Here is a 19,829-nt window from a genome sequence, read left to right on the forward strand (position 1 = left end):
ATGGCTGAGCTGATCAAGGTTGAATACGCCCGCAATGGAAAGAGTGCGACCAGTAATGCCCTGGGTATGCGCGAAATGCAGGCGAGAGCCTATGAAAAGCGCGATAGCCAATACTTGCTACTGAAAGCGCCGCCTGCCTCTGGAAAATCTCGTGCCTTGATGTTTCTGGCGTTATACAAGCTGCATCACTTGGGCTTGCGAAAAGCCATTGTGGCCGTGCCAGAGATGTCGATTGGCGCATCCTTCAAGAACACCGATCTTACCTCGCACGGCTTTGATGCCGATTGGCATGTCGATGATCGCTACGATTTATGCCGAGCGGGCAGTGATAGCGGCAAGGTGGATACCTTTTGTCGCTTCCTCGATGACCCTAACGCTCGCACCCTGGTTTGCACACACGCTACTTTGCGGTATGCGTTTGCCAAGCTGAAATCCTCTGATTTTGATGGTTGTCTGGTCGCCATTGATGAATTTCACCATGTTTCCGTCGATGAAGGGAACCGGCTAGGGGGCTTGATTGATGACCTCATGCGCGGCTCCGATGCGCATATTGTCGCCATGACTGGAAGCTATTTCCGTGGTGATGCTGCTCCCATTTTGCTTCCTGATGATGAAGCCGCGTTCGATAAGGTGACCTACACCTATTACGAGCAGCTAAACGGCTACCGTTACCTCAAATCGCTAGGTATTGGCTACCACTTCTATCAAGGTGGTTATCTGGATGCCATTCGGGAGGTGCTTGATCCTGACAAAAAGACCATCGTTCATATTCCCAATGTTAATAGCATGGAAAGCACCAAAGACAAGTATGGCGAAGTCGACCACATTCTGGATGCACTGGGTGAAGTAGAAGTGCAGGACAGTCAGACGGGTATCGTGACGGTGCGACACCCTAGCGGCAAAGTATTAAAGGTCGCTGACCTAGTGACTGATACGCCTGTCCGTCGAGATGTCCAAGAATATCTCCGCAATGTTGAGCGTCCTGAAGATGTTGATGTGATCATCGCCCTGGGAATGGCTAAAGAGGGTTTTGACTGGCCTTATTGCGAGCATGTGTTGACCATCGGCTACCGTAATTCAATGACTGAGATCGTTCAGATCATTGGACGGGCTACCCGTGATAGTGAAGGTAAAACTCACGCCCAATTTACCAACTTGATCGCCGAGCCGAATGCTGACGACAAGGATGTAAAAGTCAGCGTCAATAATTTGCTCAAGGCTATTACGGTGTCGCTCTTAATGGAGCAGGTGCTGGCTCCTAGCGTGTCCTTCAAGCCACGTTCACGCATGAGGCCAAACGAAGAGGTCGGTCCAAATACAGTCATCATTGATGACACCCAGAAGCCAGTATCCGACAAGGTAATGGGAATTTTGGAGTCTGGAGGCCAGGAAGACATCATTGCGGCTTTGCTACAAAAGCCGGAAGTAGCCGCTACAGCCGTTAAAGAAGACGCCGAGCCAGAAGTTATCAATCAGGTTGAGCTACCGAAGATCATCGAGCGGATGCACCCTGATTTAGATGAGGGCGAGCAGGAGCTATTGCGCGAGACTGTCCTGACCACCATTGGTGCTCGTTCATCAGGCGGCTTGTTTAGTGAAGAAGATCTACCGGACGGGGCCGAAATCCACGAGCCAAATCAAGTTTATAAGACTGATAGTGATGGTCAGCCGGTAGATCCCGATCAGGCACCAGATGGCCGAGAATTTGCTGATAACGCTGGAAATGACCAAGTTAAGGGTAGCCGTCAGTTCATCAAGATTGGCGAAAAGTTCGTCAATATCGAACATCTCAACGTCGACCTGATTAATCAAATCAACCCCTTCCAGGGTGCCTACGAAATCCTGTCCAAAGCGTTAACCGCACCTGTGCTGAAAGTTATTCAAGATACGGTGGTCGGGAATCGGACGCAGATGTCCGAGGAGGAAGCTGTTGTTTTGTGGCCGAAGATTGTTGCTTTTACTCAAGAGAAAGGGCACCCGCCTTCGATCCACAGCGATGACCACATGGAGGTTCGTTACGCAGAAGCACTGGCCTATATCCAAAAGAAGAAGAGAGAGAGGATGCGCGGGGCGTCGGCATGATCAGAACCCGTCGAGAGCCGTTAAAACGTCGAACGCTAGATGACATTTTTTTAGATAGTGATGAGTTGGGGTTGTTGGATGTTTCAGCTATCTCTTCCTCTGTGCCTTCTGCTGACCAGCGTTTGGTGGCAACACTGAAGGCGGTCGAGTCCTTTGTTACACAGAATGAGCGTGAGCCGGATCAAGCGGCTGATGACTTGTCTGAGGCCACGTTAGCAGTTCATTTAGCAGCGCTAAGGCGCGATCCCGACCATGTTAGGGCTTTGGCAGAGGTCGATTCGCTTGGGCTGTTAGATAGCGCTAAGAAGGATATGGGGGAGACGGCACAACGTGATGCTGAAGCCTCGCAATATGAGGAAGGTGGGCTAGTTGAGGCCGAGGCGATTAAACCTGCAACGACGGATGAGTCCCTGTCTCCTGAGAGCGTTACTTCGCTTGATGACATTTGGAACAGTGATGCTCTAGGGCTGTTGAGCAGCGGTGACGAGGGCGTCGAGTCAATCTTTGATATGACTCATATTCCAGAACGCAGCGAGCGCGACTCGCCTGATGAGATCGCACAACGAACGCATTGCTCTGATTTCTATCGGTTCTCAGGCTTATTTGACCAAGTTCGTGACGAACTCACCGAAGGTGATGCCGAGGCCATCCGTTTTCAGCGTGAGTCGCAAATCGAGAAGGGTGACTTCTTCGTTGTTAACGGCATGATGTGTTTGGTGGATGAGGTGGGGGCTAATGAGGGTGAAAATGGCCGCTACAATCCCCGCCTTCGCGTGATCTTTGATAACGGCACCGAATCTAACCTGCTACTTCGCTCGCTTGCTAGAGCGCTTTACAAAGACGCAACAGGGCGTCGCATCTTGCGGCCCGATAGCACATTCGACTCGATGCAAGGCATTACCCATCATGATAAGCGGACTGGCGTCATCTACATTTTACGCTCGCTGAGTAAAGATCCAGCACTAGCGGGCATCCGTAACCTTCACAAGATCGGCTACTCCGAAAAAGCGTTGGAGAAGCGCCTTGCCGGAGCGGAAAGGCAGCAGACATATTTGGAAGCGCCAGTGCAGATTGTCGCTTCTTTTGAGTGTTACAACCTCGATCCGAGAAGGTTTGAGCGTTTAGTGCATGCCATGCTTCATCAGCAGCGGGTTAACGTTTTATTGCATAGTCGCGACGGTAGCACCTACCGGCCCCGTGAATGGTTCGATGTGGAGTTGGTTGCCGCTCGTGAAATTGTCACACGTATTGTTGATGGCACTATTGTTCAGTATCGGATGGATAACACAACAGGGCGCTTGTTGAAAAAGTAAAAATAAAACTACAGGGAGTTATGTATGGGGTGCAACGCTAATAATCACCCACCGGACTGTCGATGCGGATGGGGAGGGGATGGACACAAAGGAAGAAACTTTGGTGGTGGTCGTGGATATTTTGGAAATCATCGGCAGCCATATTTGAAAGTTGATAGTGCTGTCGAAACAGAAAATCACTTAACCCAGTGCCCTATTTGTAAGAGCGATGTGGCTTTTATTAAACATAACGGCGGGGCCGTGTGGCTAGATTTACCCCTTGGCCCCCCGTGGTATAAACATGCTTGCTTTGATAATGCTTCTTCGAGTGTCGGAAAAAATAATTTAAAATCAATTTTTAATATTGAGAATAAAACGTTAAGCCGAACCGCAAAAATTATAGTGGCCGATTCTTGCTCATACAACAGCTTCAGCTCCACATCGATGCTTAGAGCAAAATTTAGCAATGGAATTAAACGTTCTATGTCAGTAAGAGGGGATGCTCGCATATTTGTTGGACGAATTTGTTGTATAGATGAGTCAACAAAAGAAATTTGGCCTATAGATGATGTGGCAAAAAAACTATACTTCCAAGGGTCCCTAGCAGATATTATTTCTAAAGGTAAAAAAACAAATTCAGCTCAAAGCTCGTTGAAAGCTAAGCAGAACGAAAGAAAATCATGTGTAGATGAATCTTCGTTCAAGATTGAATGTGCCTTATGCGGAAAAAAAATGAGGAAACAAAAAAACTATAGAGCACATCTTCTAAGAGAGCATGGCGTAGCATTGGTCTCTGCTGGTAATAATTCAAGCTATATGATCTTGGACCATGATGATTACGATAAGTTATCACATGAAAAGTTAGAGCCTAAGTCTAGCGATCTTGGTTCTGAGCCTTCAACAATAACTTTTTCAGAATGGGAGCTGAGAGGAATTTTAGCAGAGGCTTGTGATGCGTGCTCTGAAAGCTCTGGTTGGTCTAATTTAGCTAATGTGGGCGAGTGGATAAAAGAAAACGAGCCAGGTTTTAAAAGCTGGTATCAAAAGGAGAAAAAATTGTCAGCTTTTATGGAGGAGTTGGGCTTTTTGGATCTAAAAAAAGAAACATTGCCTGATCAAATTTCGAGTCGAGTAATTTATATAAAGATTAAAGGATGATGTCTTGAGTATCCCAGATTATCAATCATTGATGCGACCAGTTCTTGAGATTTTAGAAAATGGAAAGGAGCAGACTGTTAAGGAGATTTGCTCTGAATTGACCACGCAATTCAGTCTGACCGGTGAGGAGCTTGAGGAGTTGCTGCCAAGTGGTCGTGCTAAAGTTTTTAATAACCGAGTAGGTTGGGCTGTTACATATTTAAAGAAAGCTGGGGCGCTTTATTCCAGTCGTAGAGGCGTTTATTCAATAACGGGGCGAGGTCAAGAATTGTTGAAAGACACCAATTCGTATATTGGTATCAATGATCTTATGCAGTTTAAAGACTTTCGTGAGTTTAAGAATAATAAGCCTACAGTATCAAAGCAGTCTAAAGGTGATGCACTTCAGCCAACTAATGTCACGACATTTGTTAAAGAAAAAACCCCAGAAGAAGCTTTAGGGCAAGCTTGGGAAGAAATGCGTGATAGCTTAGAGCTTGAAGTTCTCGATCAAATAAAACAAGTTACGCCTCAATTCTTTGAGCGATTGGTCGTTGATGTTTTAGTCGCTATGGGATACGGAGGAGATAGAGCGGATGCATCCCGCGCTGTAGGGCAAAGTGGTGATGGCGGTATTGATGGAATTATTGACGAAGACCCTTTAGGCCTTGATGTGATCTATATTCAAGCTAAGCGGTGGGAAGGAGTAGTTGGTAGGCCTGAAATACAAAAATTTGCAGGTGCCTTGCAAGGGCGAAGAGCTAAAAAGGGCGTATTTATCACTACATCTGGCTTTACTAAAGAAGCAAGTGAATACGCTACAATGATTGATAGCCGAATAGTTCTGATAACCGGTCGCCGGCTTGCTCGCTTGATGATTGACCATGATGTTGGGGTTTCTTCTGTAGAGCAATACATCGTCAAGCGACTCGATAGCGACTATTTTGCAGAGTGATATGACCTGAATACGGTGTCTACTACGTGTTCAGGCTGTGTGATTTGGCCAAATAGAATTCGCGGGTAATAAAATAGCCGTTGCCAATGAAAATGATGACCCCAACAGAATATTCCGCTGTGCTGTTTCGCTTTATACAGGCGAAATGGCCGAGCAAGAATCGGCCTTCATTATGAAACGGGTTCGCTTGGCAAATTGCCACTTTAATGATGACAGAAAATCGGCAAGAGCAGCTACAACGCCACTGCTGATATGACAGTCTTCTGTGGATTCAGTCAAGGGCGCATCTACCTTTCACCAGGACTGAGAGCCGGCCTCTACGAATTTTTTTGCAAGGCAGTCTATGCCGCGTGCATCTAAATAACAGGTTTACAGAGTGTGGGTTTTCAATAGGTTAGGGGTTATAAAGCCCACTCATTGTTTTCAATTGCTTGGCTGAGTCATCAAGCTGTAAGATTCTGCTATAGTAGATATAAACTAGTGAAATAAAAAAATGACAAGACCAACTGTTAAAGCGCTAAGAAAGACCGAAAGATGGCTGGTGTTCGCAAGGGCATTCTTTGATGGTCTTGATAGATTTGGTGCTACTGTATTGGCTTTAAGCTTTATAGGCGGGCTCTTGGCCCCCTTAACTAATGCTATGACCCCAATCGCAGCTTGGATAGGTATTTTCCTCGGTCTTGGTTCAATTTTAATATTTGGATACTTAAAGGAAATATCCGATGTGACCCTTAAAAATGTCAGGGAGCTTATACGCAAAAATCTTGTCATAGAAAGACACGCCGCGGATAAGGCACGGCAAGATCAAGGAGCAGAAAGGACATGACTTTTCAAAACTGGTTGATGATTTTCCCGATACTGCTCATTCTGCTTGCGGCAGGAGCGCTTGTCCCAATCCTCGTAAAGGCCCGAAGTAAGTATGCCCAGATGGATCTCGAAGAAACTGGGGTTTTTGCTCCAAGATTTAGCGAGGTTCAGTCGCAGCAACAAGTCCAGGCAATGCCTGGTCAAAATGCTAAGCCTGAGCAATATACCCAGCCAAGACAACAACAGCAGCCAAGACAACAACAGCAGCCAAATGAAGTTTCAGTGGATCAAGAAAAAGATATTATCAAGAAAATCAATTCACTTTCTCAGAAATTAGTTAATTTATTTGCTGAGTATCCGAGTGCACCTTTTGTCAAAATTCCTTCTGATGATGCATTGCGCTCTAATAATTCTCTTGACCCGACGCTTGGCACAGATATTCATGATATTCATCGCTCGGAGGTCGACCAGTTAGAGTCTAGTTTAATTGAGGCCTGTAAGTCTCTGGAAAAAATTAAATTTGGCGATATTAATACTTCTCTTAATAAAAGCCATACCTCGAATTCTTCAAATAGCTAATCTCTAATAAGCTAAATTGGCAGCCGTCATTTGTGGCTTTTTTATCCTCTCACCAACTTTCAATAAATTTTGCTATCTGAACCAATAAGTAACAGCTTGAATTAAGTTATACGCAATCACACAGGCCTTCAGAGGCAGTTATTACCACTCAAGTTTAATGTCAAGGTTTCTTATCGCTGGGCGCAAACATCAACCCACGTCATTACACGCGAAGCGTTTATCTTGGTGAGCACTATATGCACATAACCACTGCATGCTCGACTGAGGGTAAACAACCACCAGAAATCGCTGCCAAATTGACATTTTGAGACCTCAAGATGCGACTTGATACTCGCTCATAGGGCCAGTCCAATTACCTAGTTGCATCGTTAGGCGGCCGATTCCAGTTGTAAAGCACGAAGAACGCTAGGTGCGGGTATAGGCCATCGTGCCTTGATTTAGGGCAGGGGAAATCGCATAAGGTCTGTCGTATCAGTCCATGTCCCCGATAGACTTTTTTATGAAAAGGGGGGGCTAGAATAAGGTGATCCGCCACCCAATCGATCGTTAAGCCTTGGTCTTTGTATCCTCTTTGGTAGTGCAGAGGTTGTCAGGTCATTAGCGCACTGTGCTGCCGTCGAGTAAGCATTTAGTCAATTGTATTTTCTGCGCTCTCTTCAGTCCGGTGTTCGTTTCTTAGGTAGTGGGTATTGTCAGATGATGAGCCGATCTCAAGCTTCGCACGTTCCAGAATGTCAGCGGGTAGTTCTTTCTTCACTGAGACGCCAAGCTCTTTAAACTCATGTGCCTGCTTGATTAGATTGCCTCTGCCGTTGACCAGTTGTCCCAGCGCCTTGTCATAGCTTCCCCGAGCACCGTCCAGCTTCTTACCAACGTCCTGCATGCTCTCAACGAAGCTGGAGAGCTTGTTATAAAAACGTTCGGCACGGCTAGCCAGTTCAGCGCTGTGCTTACTCTGGTTTTCAAATCGCCATAGCTGACTGACAATATTGAGGCTGGTTAGCAAGGTTATTGGGGTGGCGACCAGCACATTATTCTCAATAGCACGTTGATAGAGCGTGCTGTCATAACGAACTGCCTCAACGTAGGCCGATTCAATCGGGATAAACATCACAACGACTTCAGGGGAGTTAAGACCCGGAAGATCGTAATAATGTTTGTCCGCCAGTTCGGTAATGCGTGAACTAACAGCCTTGGTGTGCTCCGCTAACGCATTTTGCCGTGAGAGGTCATCATCTGCGTTCACATACTCCAGATAGGCGTTGAGCGAGGTTTTGGCATCAATGACCAGATGACGGCCCTGTGGCAAATAGATCACAGCGTCTGGACGGCGCTTTCCTTCCTCGGTATCAAAGCTTCTTTCGCGCTGATAATCATCCCCAGGGCGCAGCCCCGCACTATCGAGGACGTTTTCGAGCATCAACTCACCCCAGTTGCCTTGCACCTTTTTTTGACCTTTAAGTGCCTGGGTAAGCTGCGCTGCCTGATCGGTAATGTCCTTATTCAAATCCTGTAAATTCTTTAGCTCTGTTCGTAGGCTGGCCCGCTGTTCAGTTTCCTGGGTGTGCAGGCTTTCCACTTTGTCTCGGAAGCCCTTTATTTCGGTTTGGAACGGCTTGAGTAGCTCGGTTAGGTTACGTTCCGAGAGAGATGAAAATGCCTTGCCTTTCTGATCGAGCAGCTCGTTGGCTAGGTTTTCGAACTCTACTTTGAGCTGCTTTTTGCTGTCTTCCATCCACTGCAACTGACGGTTGAATTGATGCTCCTTTTCTTCCATACGAGTTTGCAGCTCACCATGCTCGTTTTTCAGAGCATGGTAGGTGGTCTGAAGCTCTTTAAGGCTCTTCTGTGCAATATCTCGCTGTTCACGAGCTTCTTTGAGGTTGGTGTTTACCGCATGCAGGTCTGACTGGATGCTGCCGTTGGCTTCCCGTAACTCGGCAATTATCTGATAGGCATCATCAAGTTTTTTCTGATAGTCCTGACGCTGTTGGTTCAAAGTGTTTTCGGTGGATGCTAGCTTTGTCTGAGTTTCTTCGAGGGCCAGAGTGCGTGACTTCAGATCTGCCTGAGCGCTGCCTAATGCTTCGCGCACCTGCGCTAGGTCTTTATTGAGTGCGCCGAGCTTTTCTTGGGATGACTCTCGGAGCGACGTAAGCTCTTGATCGAGCGTATTGATACGATGTTGAGCTTCTTGAAGGCTGGTTTCTCGTGATTCGAGCCGGGATTCGCGGTCGCTCAGTCCAGATTTAAGTTCTGTGAGTTGCTTGTTAAGCTCATCTTGCTGGGTTTGACGAGCTTTGACCTCTTGCTGAGCCTCATCAAGTTGCGCTTTAAGGTCGTCTCTTTGTTGCTGGGCAGTGTCTCGGTAATCCGATAACTCCCTTCTAACGCCTGCCAACGCCTCTTTATCTGTGGCGTGCTCCAGCCTCACGCTCTGCAAGTTATCACGCTCACTATCCAGAGCTTTTTGCAGTGTAGATAAGTGCTCTTGGGCAGCTTGAAGGTCATCGGTGACGGCGGTATGCGATTGATTTAGCTGCTTGACATCAAATTCTCTGGCTTGAAGTTCAGCTTCTTTTGATTGGAGTGATAATTGAACGGCATTTTTATCCTTTCGCAGCGACGAAATGCGCCACTGCTGGAAAGCAAAGGTAAGCAATGCACCCAAGATAAATAAGGCGCTGCCGATAAGTGCAAGGCTTACGGGCTGTTCCATCGAGAACTCCTGATCTGACCAAAGGGCAAAGGGACTTGTTGGGCGGGCTGCCTGTATTGCGCAGTGAGACCTTTCAAGCCAGGTTGTTACATTAAGTTAAGTTTCTGAACAATACCTCAGAGGGCTTAGGTTGTATGTAAACGATCTCCTACAAAATTATCAATTATTGTCCATATTCGGCGTGATAAGACTGAGATGTATTCGCCGTAAAAAATACCCCGACAGCCGTTAATACACTGCTTATGATGCGAGAGGGCATTAACAAGAGTGAGAGTGATGACAACATCAAGCTGGCATGAAGGAAAGAAGAGGGTATTCGAGCACTTTGATTTAGAGGTCATTTCATTCAATAGCCACTATTCAGCAGGGTTAGCGGATATTAGTAGAATTTCGCTGATGTCAGGCGATGACCTCGTTCTTTCCAATTGTATGACACTAAACCTTGAGACCACCATCCTGGCTCCTAACAACAAGGCGGGTCAGACTTGTGCAGTGCAATTACTTACGACCAAACCGCATGAATGGGAATCGATGCGTGTCTCTGACATACAAATCAAAGAGGAGGATGGTCAGCCGCAGTTTGAAACAAAGGACAAAAGGCTGGTTCCGGTCATTAACGACGTGTTTTCGATAGGCTATCTTAATCGTAACTATCGGCAAGAAGGCTGGAGAGCGTTCGTTCATCTCCCTGTATATGTGGTCAGGGATTTTCAATTTGCCTTGGTAAATGGACTAGCGCCCTACGTCTGCCTGAATTTTATGCGCATAGAAAAGAGCCGAATGATCAAAACCATCCAATACGATTCATCAGAGGCTTACAATGATAACCGCTGATACTTGGCTGCTATGACCTGCATGTAGTTGCCATCGGCGGTGGCCATTCAGTTATCAGGCTACTCATTTGATAACGTCGGCAGAGTTTCATGACGCCTCTAGGAAGCTCCAGGGGCGTTTTTTTCGTCTTTCTATATAATGAACTATCCCAAGCGCTAAGACGTCTTAAGCGCGCAATTTGAGCTTTATAGGGGGTGTTTAGGGGTGCTATTAGAGGAGGGTGGTGAGCACCGTAAGCGGTGTTAATTTGCCGTGCTATACATGACTGACTTGGTGGGTTATTGACCACCGACATAGCGTATAGCGCCATTTTCGTGTCTGTCGTTAAGGTGAGCGTTAGAGAGCTATTTTGCCCTGGCGTTATCGAAGGTTTTTCAGCAACATTAAGCGCCTGCTGTTTCATAAAGGCCTCAAGCTCAGTATCCGATACAGCCGGGTCAGTTGGAGCCTGCCATAAAAGCTCTTCCTGGCGGTATTGCTCAATATCACTGCTGATTTCCTGCATTAGCGCTTCGTATTGGCCTTCCGATAATGAGCGTGCTTTCTCCTGCTCCTTAGCGATCACAGCAATTTCCGACATCAGCCAGTCGTATTCGCCTTCTGTCATTTCCCCAGTAGGGGCACTTTGATCTATAAAGCGTTCTGCCTCTTCGACCACACGGTCATATTCGCCCTCTGACAGTCCTTCCGCTATTTCTTGCTCGGCGTCAAAGTAGGCATCTACCGACGGATCGTCTTCCTCATACTGCCAATCATACGAGGGTTCGCTGTTGCGGAAATGCTCCCATGCTAAGGCGTTATCTATGTCTATTATGCGCTGCTCATCAAGGCGAGCCTGGCCAGGGTCTATCGTCTCTGGCACCCAACCCTTCAGCAGGTAGGTCAACGCCTGATGGCAGTTCAATGTCGTGGTGTCGAAAGTTGCACTTCGAAAACGGTTTTGTTTACTGCGCATTTCTTCATAGCGGGAATGTGCTGTTGAACGCAGCTCGTTAGGCGCATATATCCGGCATTTACCTTTTTCCATATAGTCGCTTTTCTTCTCCAAAGCCTTTGATATGTAATCCGCAGCACCAATGTCGATATTGGCTTCTTGAAATATATTGCAATTTTCTGATTTCGATGTTGTCACTGTGTGACTGTTTGGAGAAGGTCGCTTCTTGTAAGAAGTCTGCAACTTAATGCCCGAATCCTTGTCGGTGTCAACTTTGAGACATTGCTTTAGCTTGGCCTCGTCATCTTTGTGAAATCCAATAAGGCCATGGCAGTGCAGGTTGCCTTTATGATCCTCAAGCACCCCGAACCATAACGCTCTGACCCCGTGTTCTCGGAATTTTTTGTTGATACGGTTGGCATACTTACCGGCGGGTGAGCGCGTTTTTTCATTGGCAATCTTTTCGCTGAGTGCTTGAGAGAAGTTGACGGTCAGAAAACCCAGAGTCCAGCCATCTCGCTGATCTATTAATTCGCAAAGAACCAAGAAATAGAATCGCAACTCCAGGGAAATGCTACGACCATTTAGCACTTGCCGGAGCTGCTGATCTTTCCAGCGTTTGATTATGAGATTGTCGGCAGTCGCCTTGAATTGGCTAAAGTGCTGTCCGATGGCATGTGGAAGGTGCCAGCGTCTTACCCGATCTGCATTTGAATGATTAATAAGTAACGAGTTATTTACTTCTTTTGTTGATGTTCTGACGGTGCGAGAAGCGCACTTTTTTGATTTTTTCATGTTACAATTTATCTCAACTTGTTGATTGCCGGCCTCTATTGGGTCGGTATTTTTTTGTCTATACGCAGCGCTTTAAATTTCTGCGAAATTGCTCTTTAGGTGAGCGTGATTAGTCACGTTAATGCGTTATTAATTTAAAAGTCACGCTGCCTTATAGTTGGTGTATCAAAAGGTTCACTTTAAGATCCAGTTTGAAAAGTGCATGACTGCCAGGCTCTTATACGTAAAAATAGCTTTGATCCATATATAATACTGCTAACCCAAGTTGTGAGCTATATGCCGAAGGAGTTTTTATGGGTGCTATTGTCGGTTATTTAAGAGTGAGCACTGACGATCAACAGACTGGTTCACAAAAAAGTGAAATAGAGTCTCGCTACTCAGTTGATCGTTGGTTTGAAGATGCTGCTGTCTCTGGTGTTGTTAAAACGGAGAAGCGTGAGGGCTTTAGCAATTTAATGAACTATGTGCGCGAGGGTGACACTTTGGTTGTTTATGCCATCGATAGGTTAGGGCGCGATACCATCGATGTTTTAAACACCGTCGAATCCCTGCACGCGAAAGGAGTGGCTGTTATCTCAATTAGAGAGGGGTTTGAGTTGGGCACCCCGATAGGTAAGGCGATGTTAACGATGCTAGCCGCAATTGCCGAATTAGAACGGAGCAACATAAAGGCGCGGCAAATGGCCGGTATCGCGCGGGCAAAGAAAGACGGCTTACAGTTTGGTCGTGAGAAGGTCATTGATGATCGAGCAGTGGCGCTGTGGCGATCACAAAACAAACAGTCGATAGCCAAGACTGCTAAGCATTTTGGAATTTCCACTCCATCTGTGAAGCGAGCTTGCCGTAAGGCTGCTGAGGAGGGGTGGTTGGATGAAGCTAACCTGCAAATGAGTAAGCAAGCAAGTTGACGCCGACATAAATGATGCCCTCAAGCGCTCAAATTTGCACCTTGAGCGCTTTTCCCTCTCTGCGTTGTGAAACCCTTCAGTGCAATGCTACGTGCTTTTAAACATCTTTTGCGAAGTGTGTAGCCGCAGGTTTTCGCGTCAGCAAGAAGAACCACTAATCCCGATGATGGCAGGATGATTAGCATTACTGGTCTCTGTAAAACCCTCTGCATGCAGTGTCTGTCATCCAGCCTTCAATAAGGCTGTTTCCATTTTGGATTTCAGGAAAGGCGGAAGCTGGTGGCTAATGTGAACATTTAGTTATCGACATGGTTTGTGTTCGTTGCCTATCTTTGTCAATACTGGCCGGACATCAAGATGACCAACCTATTCTTAATTTACCGAGGTGGGCATGAGTCAGAAAACTGAAAAGAGCCATTGGGCGAGGCTCATTCAACTGCTCAGCCAGCATAAACGTAAGACGGCTGCCTTGGTGGCACTTTTACTTGTGACAGTGCTGGCGATTGTGTTGCTGGTCAATGGACAGCTAGAAGTCGGCGCATTTGTTTCATTGCTTGGCCTATCGCTTCTGGCTGGAGTTGTCATCGCCCTTTGGGGCGGCTTTTCAGAATTAAAAATTTTCGGTGACGGCATCAGGCTCAAAGAGCTTACCGGAGGGGCTGAAAGGGGTATCAAAAGCCTTGAGGAAGGCCGAGTGACCGTTTATCGACAGATGTTGACCTTGACTATGTGTCAGCACGGCGGAGTTTCAGGTTACTACGATAAGCGAATACCGGAATTTTTCTTGGCCATCGACGAGATCAAGCAACAGGGGCTATTCGCGGAACTATCTAGCCAGGTGGATGAATTGGCAGGTCGGCTGTTAAATCAGCAGCAACGAAATTTGACTCTGATGATTAACCCCATGACCGGTGAAGGGATTAGTGGCGTTTCAGTCGAGCAACAAATCGATGAGCTGAAAGGGTGGCTGCATCAGATGGAAGACGGCAATGTCGGCAGTTTGTCGAGGGAGGGTTACCTACTTTATTTCGATATCCTAGGTATCATTGAAAACCTGGAACGGCTTGTTGATTTTAGTGAAAGCACACATCGCGCAAGTGAGCGCCTCACTATAGGTGCGTAATGGTCGCGTATAAGCTCCGTTTCGTTTCCCCTATGTATCGATCGTGTCGGATACGAACGCGCTCAGGGACGCTTCTCTGCTCGATCTAGCCCTAGCCAGAGAGCTGACGCTCAGCTTCTACGTATAAGGGTGTCGCTTGTTGCAGTGGGGCACCAGAAAATCCGCCCCCTTGGTTCTATAAGGGAGGCGCCTATTTCGTCTCTCGAATAGGCAGCACTCCCCACAGCATCCGCGAAAAAACCTAGGGGTTTCAGTTCAGGCCCGTCTCATTGGCGAACTCTTCTCCGGCAAAGTGTCCCCGACGTCGGCGCGCGCGTTCGCGAATTTCAGTTCTGACTTGGTAGTTAGGATTAGCGGCTGTTGAACGGTTACTTTCTGGTTGGTCAGTAGGTCAGTAGGTCAGTAGGTCAGTTAGGCAGAGAGCAGAGAGGCTAAAATGACTTGGTGTAAGGACTTAGTGTTGGGTGTCTAGTGCGCTTGTTGGCTAAGAGCAAGGCTTGAGAGGTAAAGTGATTTTCAGTGATAAGCAGAGGTATTCGGTTATCGTCGATTTTTTCGGGTTTATTCGTTTTTTTCTATAAAAGTAGTGTTTTTAATAGTCTTTTTAATATGGCATCCGGTGGGGAGGGTGGAAAACTCCTTACCAGAGCAGACGCTATTCGCATCAAGGCTCCGGTAAGGCTTTTCCCCTCCAGCCACCCATGCTTGTATAAGATCAAACGATCCGACATCCGTATGGGGCCATCCCTCACTGCACTGAACAACGTCACATGGATCTGTGAGATCCGGGCGATCCCATGTAACGCCCGCAACGCCCCGTTCAGTGACCCCTGATGGTGATCAGGAGAACCTCTTCAGGCACAGCCTATTGTCGCGGATCTCTTCTGGCTGTCGTCGGTGAGTTTATCGATGTCTGCGTAGGTCACCTTTCGTCGGCTCCCTCTGGCATGAATCACTGATAACTTCACTGACTTTTCACCTGTGGCCGAACGTATGTTTCTCCGATACCTCCGCAGGTGTGTGCATTCCGAACTGGCTGCATGCACAGTGATATTATCTACAGGGGATGGAGACATGGCAAGCAGATTATTGCTTCGGAGAGGTAGATCGTAAGTGGCTGATTAAATTGAGCCAATGGCGCTTATACTTGACTATTCTTATACTTGGTGCGGGATGTGAATGTAGTAGCGAGGCCGAAACTCGCGAACCTCAACACCCGCATTGATCAGGGAAGCCTGGAGCATAGCATTGCTGGCCATGGATGAGGCTTGCACTCACTACCTCTAGGCTTTTTCCTCGCCGAATATTTCTTTTGCTTGATCACCCGTAAGCGGTGCGTCCCAGCCTTCCTCGTAAGTGATTTGATCTTTCATCACGCCGAATATTGACTGCCAGCCATGGTCATCACCATTCGCTGTCGTCGGGATCTTCATGAGTTTCACGGTGCCTGCGTCCCCGCTGATGGTGATGTCATGTCCTTGCTGTGCCAACGCGATGACCTCTTCTAACTGTTGCTGCGCCTCATCAACTGAGATTTTCATTTGCTTAAGCTCCTTACTTACTTCGCCTGATTCAAGAATAGCCTGAGTCGAGTGAACAGCGAATTGATTACGTTGAAACTAAGCTCCAACGCTTCCAAATTTGCGTTCTAAGGAGCGAAGCTGGGAGGGGGTTGGGCTTTCCTTGGGTCGCTAGTAAGAACGTCCTGGAAGGCTTAAATAGGGCTTTTGGAAGGTGTTTTATGGATGGGAAGCAAAGCAATGGTAGTTTGCTGCTAGCTTGAAAGGAAACCCCGAATAATCCAACGGATGGTGAGACCGGAACAAAAGGCCAGAGCTGGTAGAAGCACCGACCACAGAGCCATCAAAACCAATTCGGAATACACAGGATGGGATGAAAAAAAAGTAGTGATGAACAGGATTACGCACAGCAAGAACCAGAGCGCGCTGCCTACCATCCACAGACGCATCCAGCCCGGTGACACTAACGCTTTTTCGATTTTATCTTTCAATGGTCTGCTTCCTGACTTAGCTGCTCAAGTTATTCTAGGACGCACCTTTCTAGTCTAAATTTACTTTATTGTCTACAGCGGTGAGTGACTCATCAGTGAAAGGGTGAGTGTGACTGGTGACGTGAAAATTCTAGGCCAGCAGTAACTTGATTCGAGCTGTTTTCTGAGAGTGCCGAGCTTATTAACCGGAAAGTCGTAGGAAAACGCTAGGCAAACTAATCCTAGCGATTTCAGCAAACACGCCTTCAAGCAAACGGAACACACAATCCCGTAGCTGCTCACCGAAGCAGAGAGAGTGAGGTCAACGCTGAGCAAGACCGTTATCGTTAAGAAAATAGTCTTTGCTACTTCGGAGACGGTATTGCTCTGCACCTTTCATGCTGAAAGGCTAAAACGTAGTTAGCTACGTGAGATACGATGAGAGTGAAGGTCAGTATCAATACGTTGGTGCTGGAGAGGCTGGATCGGACATGAAAGGGTGATCAGCTCTATCTGACGAGCGCCGCGCCGCGCGCTCATTCCCTCACTCCCCTCATCTTCAATGCTTTCACAGCAGAGAGTGAGTAACTGACCTCGGTTGTTCAGTCTCTTTTTCAATCACGTTTATTACCTGTTAGTTAGTGTAATTAAACAGCTACTACACTAACTGATGCGTAGATGGTCGAAAGCCAGCAGTGGTGCGGGCTTCGTGAGGGTTTTGTTGCTTTGATTGGTTGCATTTTTTCCACTCCGTATTTGCCCGAAATGGGCAGTAAAGTCATCGGCTGCACCTGTATTGACATAGCGGGTATCCAGTTAGGCGTTGTGGTGGCGGTAAACTTATTCGCCCCTTTTGTGATGACGCCCTGGCACTAAAAACTATAAGCCCTCCGCATGGGTATTCTCATGAACGTGACCAATGATTCCAGAGACGACTTAAAATCGGTCACTGTATAACGGGATACGAAATCATGTTCAAACGGAATGGGCGGTCCCAGTAGGACGGAATATACATCACATGGACGCGAGCGCAGGGCCAAGAGTCATAGCCGGTGTTTATTGTGAAGCTTGCGATCTCTCACCAATCGCTCTGTAGTGCGTTTAAAGGCGCGATAGCAGAAAGCTAAGACTACCTAGCTATCAGCGTGAGAAAACGTCTTGGTGAGTGAATTTGATGGGTTTTGAAGCGGAAAAGGCCAGAGGAACAAATGTGTTGTGATCGTTCAAGGTGAAGAAAGCACCGCTGGATGATCTAGCTGTCGATTGCCTAAGCAAAATCCTGGAGAGCGACGATGACAAACGACCTCGCCGAAATTACCGTCTACATGACCAAGCACCCTGAGAGAGGGCCAAGGTTATTCGTTAAGGCGAAGGGTGCGCGGTTAAAGGTTAGCCGCAGCGTCACTATGGCCGAGGCGATTGCCATCTGGAGAGGCGAATTTCCTGAGAGTCTAAGTGACATGATGACCGAGGCTCAGTTCCGAGGTTATCAGGCTGAGTTTGTGTTCCAGGCGGACATGTATTTTCAGCACCTTGGGGCTGAGATCGACCTGAGTCAGTAGGTGATGGCCAAAGAGAAGCAGGTGCGGGGCGTCTTGGCCAGTTTTTCTCTTCTTTCTCCGAGAGTTTGTTTTTCTATCTAAGTAAGGCGTTTTTTCCGCCAACCATCTCTACTGCTACAAGATTCTAATACCTTCGGAATAGGGTTTATATATAGAGGGAATGAGGCATTCAATACAAGAACTCCGCCTCATCCTTTACTCCTCGGTTTGCACCTCATGGACACTGCCGTGATCACTGCCTTGGCGTGATTGGAAATCGTTCGGCTTTCCCTGTGCGTGGCGGTTGTCGTGAGGCAGCTCCCTTGGCAGCCGTTATCCTATGTAGGCAGAGCTTTTCCCAATCCCACGGTTATTAGGGAGACGCCTTGGCAGCTTCAGATGAATGTAGGCAGAGCCGTTTTCAATGCCGAGCTAATCAGGTAACGGCAGACCCGCAGCGCCGTGGCTCTCTCGAAAAATCTAGGCAAAGCCTTTCCCAATGGTGGGCGGCCAAGGTTCGGTGTAAGAGCGTGGCGATGGCAGAGGCGGCATTCCCGCCAAATTCTCCTCCCTAACGCTTTCGCCACTCTCAGTCTTTCCTACACGGTCTCTGCCTACGAGCAAAACTCACAAGGCTCTGCCACTTACACGGCGTAAACAGTTCTCACCGGTGAATAATCGGGCTTCTGTGAGTAGGCTGCTGCTTACACGGCTCTCTCATAGGCTGGTGTCTCCGCGATCAGATTCCTTTTCTCTGGCTTCAAGCTTCTCCATGAGCGGTTGATTCTCCGGTTCTGGTCTTGTTGTTTTGCTCTCTTGGCATTTTGTTTCTATCTGAGGTTCTTCGGTTTGATTCGCTGTGCCTTGAAAAAACCGGTCTGGTTTTCATGGTGTTCGGGGAGGGGGTGCCGACGAGGCTGTGCCTTGTAAAAAATAGACCTTGTTTTCGTGGTGTTCGGCGGAATTCTGAGGGTCAGCGGAACAGCCTGGGACACGGGATAGCCTGAGCCGGAAGAGACCGTGCCTTTGGTGGTCTGCTTTCCCTGAGCCTGCGAGGGGAGAAACCCCTGTTCCGAGGATTTCAGTTTAGGCAGAGTTCTTGTATTGAATGCCTCATTCCCTCTATATAAATATCCTCTCCGAAGTAATTAGTAATAATACAAGTAAGGGAAATTGGTCGGAGTGAGCGGGCGGCCGCCGAGCCTTCTGCCTGGATGTTCGTCTCTCTGAGCGCTTTTGAGCATGATCGGGGTGATGTTGTTTCCTGCTGCTCACGTTGGATGCTTGAGTGTGTCGGGAAGCTGTCAAATTTCGTCTGTGTGACGTTTCCCTGCTCGATGCTAGTCAACGTATATGTCGGATCGGGAAACGTCTTAAAACGCTTCTTTTGCGCTTAACTATAAGTCTTGAAAATTCGCCCAAAAATGTGACGTTATGTTGACGTTGTTTTTGGCGTTTTGAGGGTATCTTGAGCAAAAGAAAACCCCCGTATCATGGGGGTTTGAGGTTGTTTCAGAGGGTCAAAACAAAACGTCACATTTACTCTTATACTTGGCTTACAAACGTCACATTTTTCGGCCTTAGTATAAGTGGCGAAACGTCACATTATTGCTGTGAAAACTTCCGCTCACATTGGGCTGACTACGCCGCTAAATTTCCGTTTCACACCAGTCCTCAGCGGAAAATAATGCTCATGTCCATTAACGAAGGAGCATTGCGATGTTGAACGGTAGCAGCGTGTCGGATTTTGTTGTGAAGCGTCAGAAAGAGCTGGGTTTGGCGAATGCAGATCTAGCCAACGCGCTTGGTTACAGCAACCATAACGTCATCACCATGATAAGAAGCGGTAAGACAAGGCTGCCACTGGATAAGGTTCGGCCAATGGCGCGCGTGTTAGATGTCGACCTGGCGTGGTTATTCCGAGCAGTGATGAGCGAGTATGTGCCGGATACGTTGGCAGCTATTGAGCAGAGTCTTGGAGCGTTTACGTCGCAGAATGAGCGTAATCTACTTGAGGTTTGGCGTCATGCTACCGACAGTAGCGATCCCGAGATAACCGACGAGTTGAGAAAGGGTTTTATGAGCATTATGCGGCTCAAGGAAGAGCTTGCTAAGCCCTAACGAAGTAGGCAG

The 19,829-nt window shown here is 47.5% G+C and carries 14 protein-coding genes; 11 read left to right on the plus strand and 3 right to left on the minus strand.

The window, feature by feature from the left end:
* The 6 genes from JFC11_RS12330 (at position 1) to JFC11_RS12355 (ending at position 6,852) form a co-directional block, all read left to right on the plus strand.
* Complete coding sequence (locus JFC11_RS12330) at positions 1–2,082, plus strand: DEAD/DEAH box helicase (RefSeq protein ID WP_198349652.1); 2,082 nt, start codon at positions 1–3, stop codon at positions 2,080–2,082.
* A complete protein-coding gene (locus JFC11_RS12335) occupies positions 2,079–3,395 on the plus strand; it encodes a GIY-YIG nuclease family protein (protein ID WP_198349653.1) in 1,317 nt (438 codons plus the stop codon). Before JFC11_RS12330 ends, JFC11_RS12335 begins: the two co-directional genes overlap by 4 nt.
* 24 nt (positions 3,396–3,419) lie before the next feature.
* Positions 3,420–4,532: an OST-HTH/LOTUS domain-containing protein gene (locus JFC11_RS12340; protein WP_198349654.1), complete on the plus strand. Its 1,113-nt coding sequence runs from the start codon at positions 3,420–3,422 to the stop codon at positions 4,530–4,532.
* Between the two features lie 4 nt (positions 4,533–4,536).
* Positions 4,537–5,466 carry a restriction endonuclease gene (locus tag JFC11_RS12345; protein ID WP_198349655.1) on the plus strand — a complete coding sequence of 310 codons (930 nt, stop codon included), beginning with the start codon at positions 4,537–4,539 and terminating at the stop codon, positions 5,464–5,466.
* Between the two features lie 493 nt (positions 5,467–5,959).
* Positions 5,960–6,292, plus strand: coding sequence for a hypothetical protein (locus tag JFC11_RS12350; protein WP_198349656.1), 333 nt, complete (start codon positions 5,960–5,962; stop codon positions 6,290–6,292).
* On the plus strand, positions 6,289–6,852 hold the full coding sequence (locus tag JFC11_RS12355; RefSeq protein ID WP_198349657.1) for a hypothetical protein: 564 nt from the start codon (positions 6,289–6,291) through the stop codon (positions 6,850–6,852). The genes JFC11_RS12350 and JFC11_RS12355 overlap by 4 nt, the downstream gene beginning before the upstream one ends.
* Positions 6,853–7,480: 628 nt before the next feature.
* On the opposite strand, the gene JFC11_RS19010 is transcribed toward JFC11_RS12355, so the two are convergent.
* A complete protein-coding gene (locus JFC11_RS19010) occupies positions 7,481–9,571 on the minus strand; it encodes a DNA recombination protein RmuC (protein ID WP_232482893.1) in 2,091 nt (696 codons plus the stop codon).
* Between the two features lie 276 nt (positions 9,572–9,847).
* On the opposite strand from JFC11_RS19010, the gene JFC11_RS12365 reads away from it, so the two are divergent.
* Positions 9,848–10,405 carry a hypothetical protein gene (locus tag JFC11_RS12365; protein ID WP_198349658.1) on the plus strand — a complete coding sequence of 186 codons (558 nt, stop codon included), beginning with the start codon at positions 9,848–9,850 and terminating at the stop codon, positions 10,403–10,405.
* Between the two features lie 10 nt (positions 10,406–10,415).
* Here the strand turns inward: JFC11_RS12365 and JFC11_RS12370 are convergent, their stop codons facing one another.
* Positions 10,416–12,134, minus strand: a complete 1,719-nt coding sequence (locus JFC11_RS12370) for a hypothetical protein (protein ID WP_198349659.1) — start codon at positions 12,132–12,134, stop codon at positions 10,416–10,418.
* A gap of 293 nt (positions 12,135–12,427) precedes the next feature.
* Here JFC11_RS12370 and JFC11_RS12375 point away from each other — a divergent pair, with 293 nt between their 5' ends.
* Together JFC11_RS12375 and JFC11_RS12380 are read left to right on the plus strand one after the other, a co-directional pair.
* A complete protein-coding gene (locus tag JFC11_RS12375) occupies positions 12,428–13,042 on the plus strand; it encodes a recombinase family protein (RefSeq protein ID WP_198349660.1) in 615 nt (204 codons plus the stop codon).
* 391 nt (positions 13,043–13,433) lie between these two features.
* Positions 13,434–14,165 (plus strand): hypothetical protein, encoded by a 732-nt coding sequence (locus JFC11_RS12380; protein ID WP_198349661.1) that lies wholly within the window; start codon positions 13,434–13,436, stop codon positions 14,163–14,165.
* Positions 14,166–15,448: 1,283 nt separating this feature from the next.
* Here the strand turns inward: JFC11_RS12380 and JFC11_RS12385 are convergent.
* Positions 15,449–15,706 (minus strand): restriction endonuclease subunit S domain-containing protein, encoded by a 258-nt coding sequence (locus JFC11_RS12385; protein WP_198349662.1) that lies wholly within the window; start codon positions 15,704–15,706, stop codon positions 15,449–15,451.
* 1,741 nt (positions 15,707–17,447) lie between these two features.
* On the opposite strand from JFC11_RS12385, the gene JFC11_RS12390 reads away from it, so the two are divergent.
* Both JFC11_RS12390 and JFC11_RS12395 read left to right on the plus strand, forming a co-directional pair.
* Positions 17,448–17,717, plus strand: coding sequence for a hypothetical protein (locus JFC11_RS12390; RefSeq protein ID WP_198349663.1), 270 nt, complete (start codon positions 17,448–17,450; stop codon positions 17,715–17,717).
* A gap of 1,698 nt (positions 17,718–19,415) precedes the next feature.
* On the plus strand, positions 19,416–19,817 hold the full coding sequence (locus tag JFC11_RS12395) for a helix-turn-helix domain-containing protein (protein WP_198349664.1): 402 nt from the start codon (positions 19,416–19,418) through the stop codon (positions 19,815–19,817).
* Positions 19,818–19,829 lie beyond the last annotated feature (12 nt).

It is taken from the genome of Vreelandella alkaliphila (assembly GCF_016107625.1).
GTDB lineage: Bacteria > Pseudomonadota > Gammaproteobacteria > Pseudomonadales > Halomonadaceae > Vreelandella > Vreelandella alkaliphila.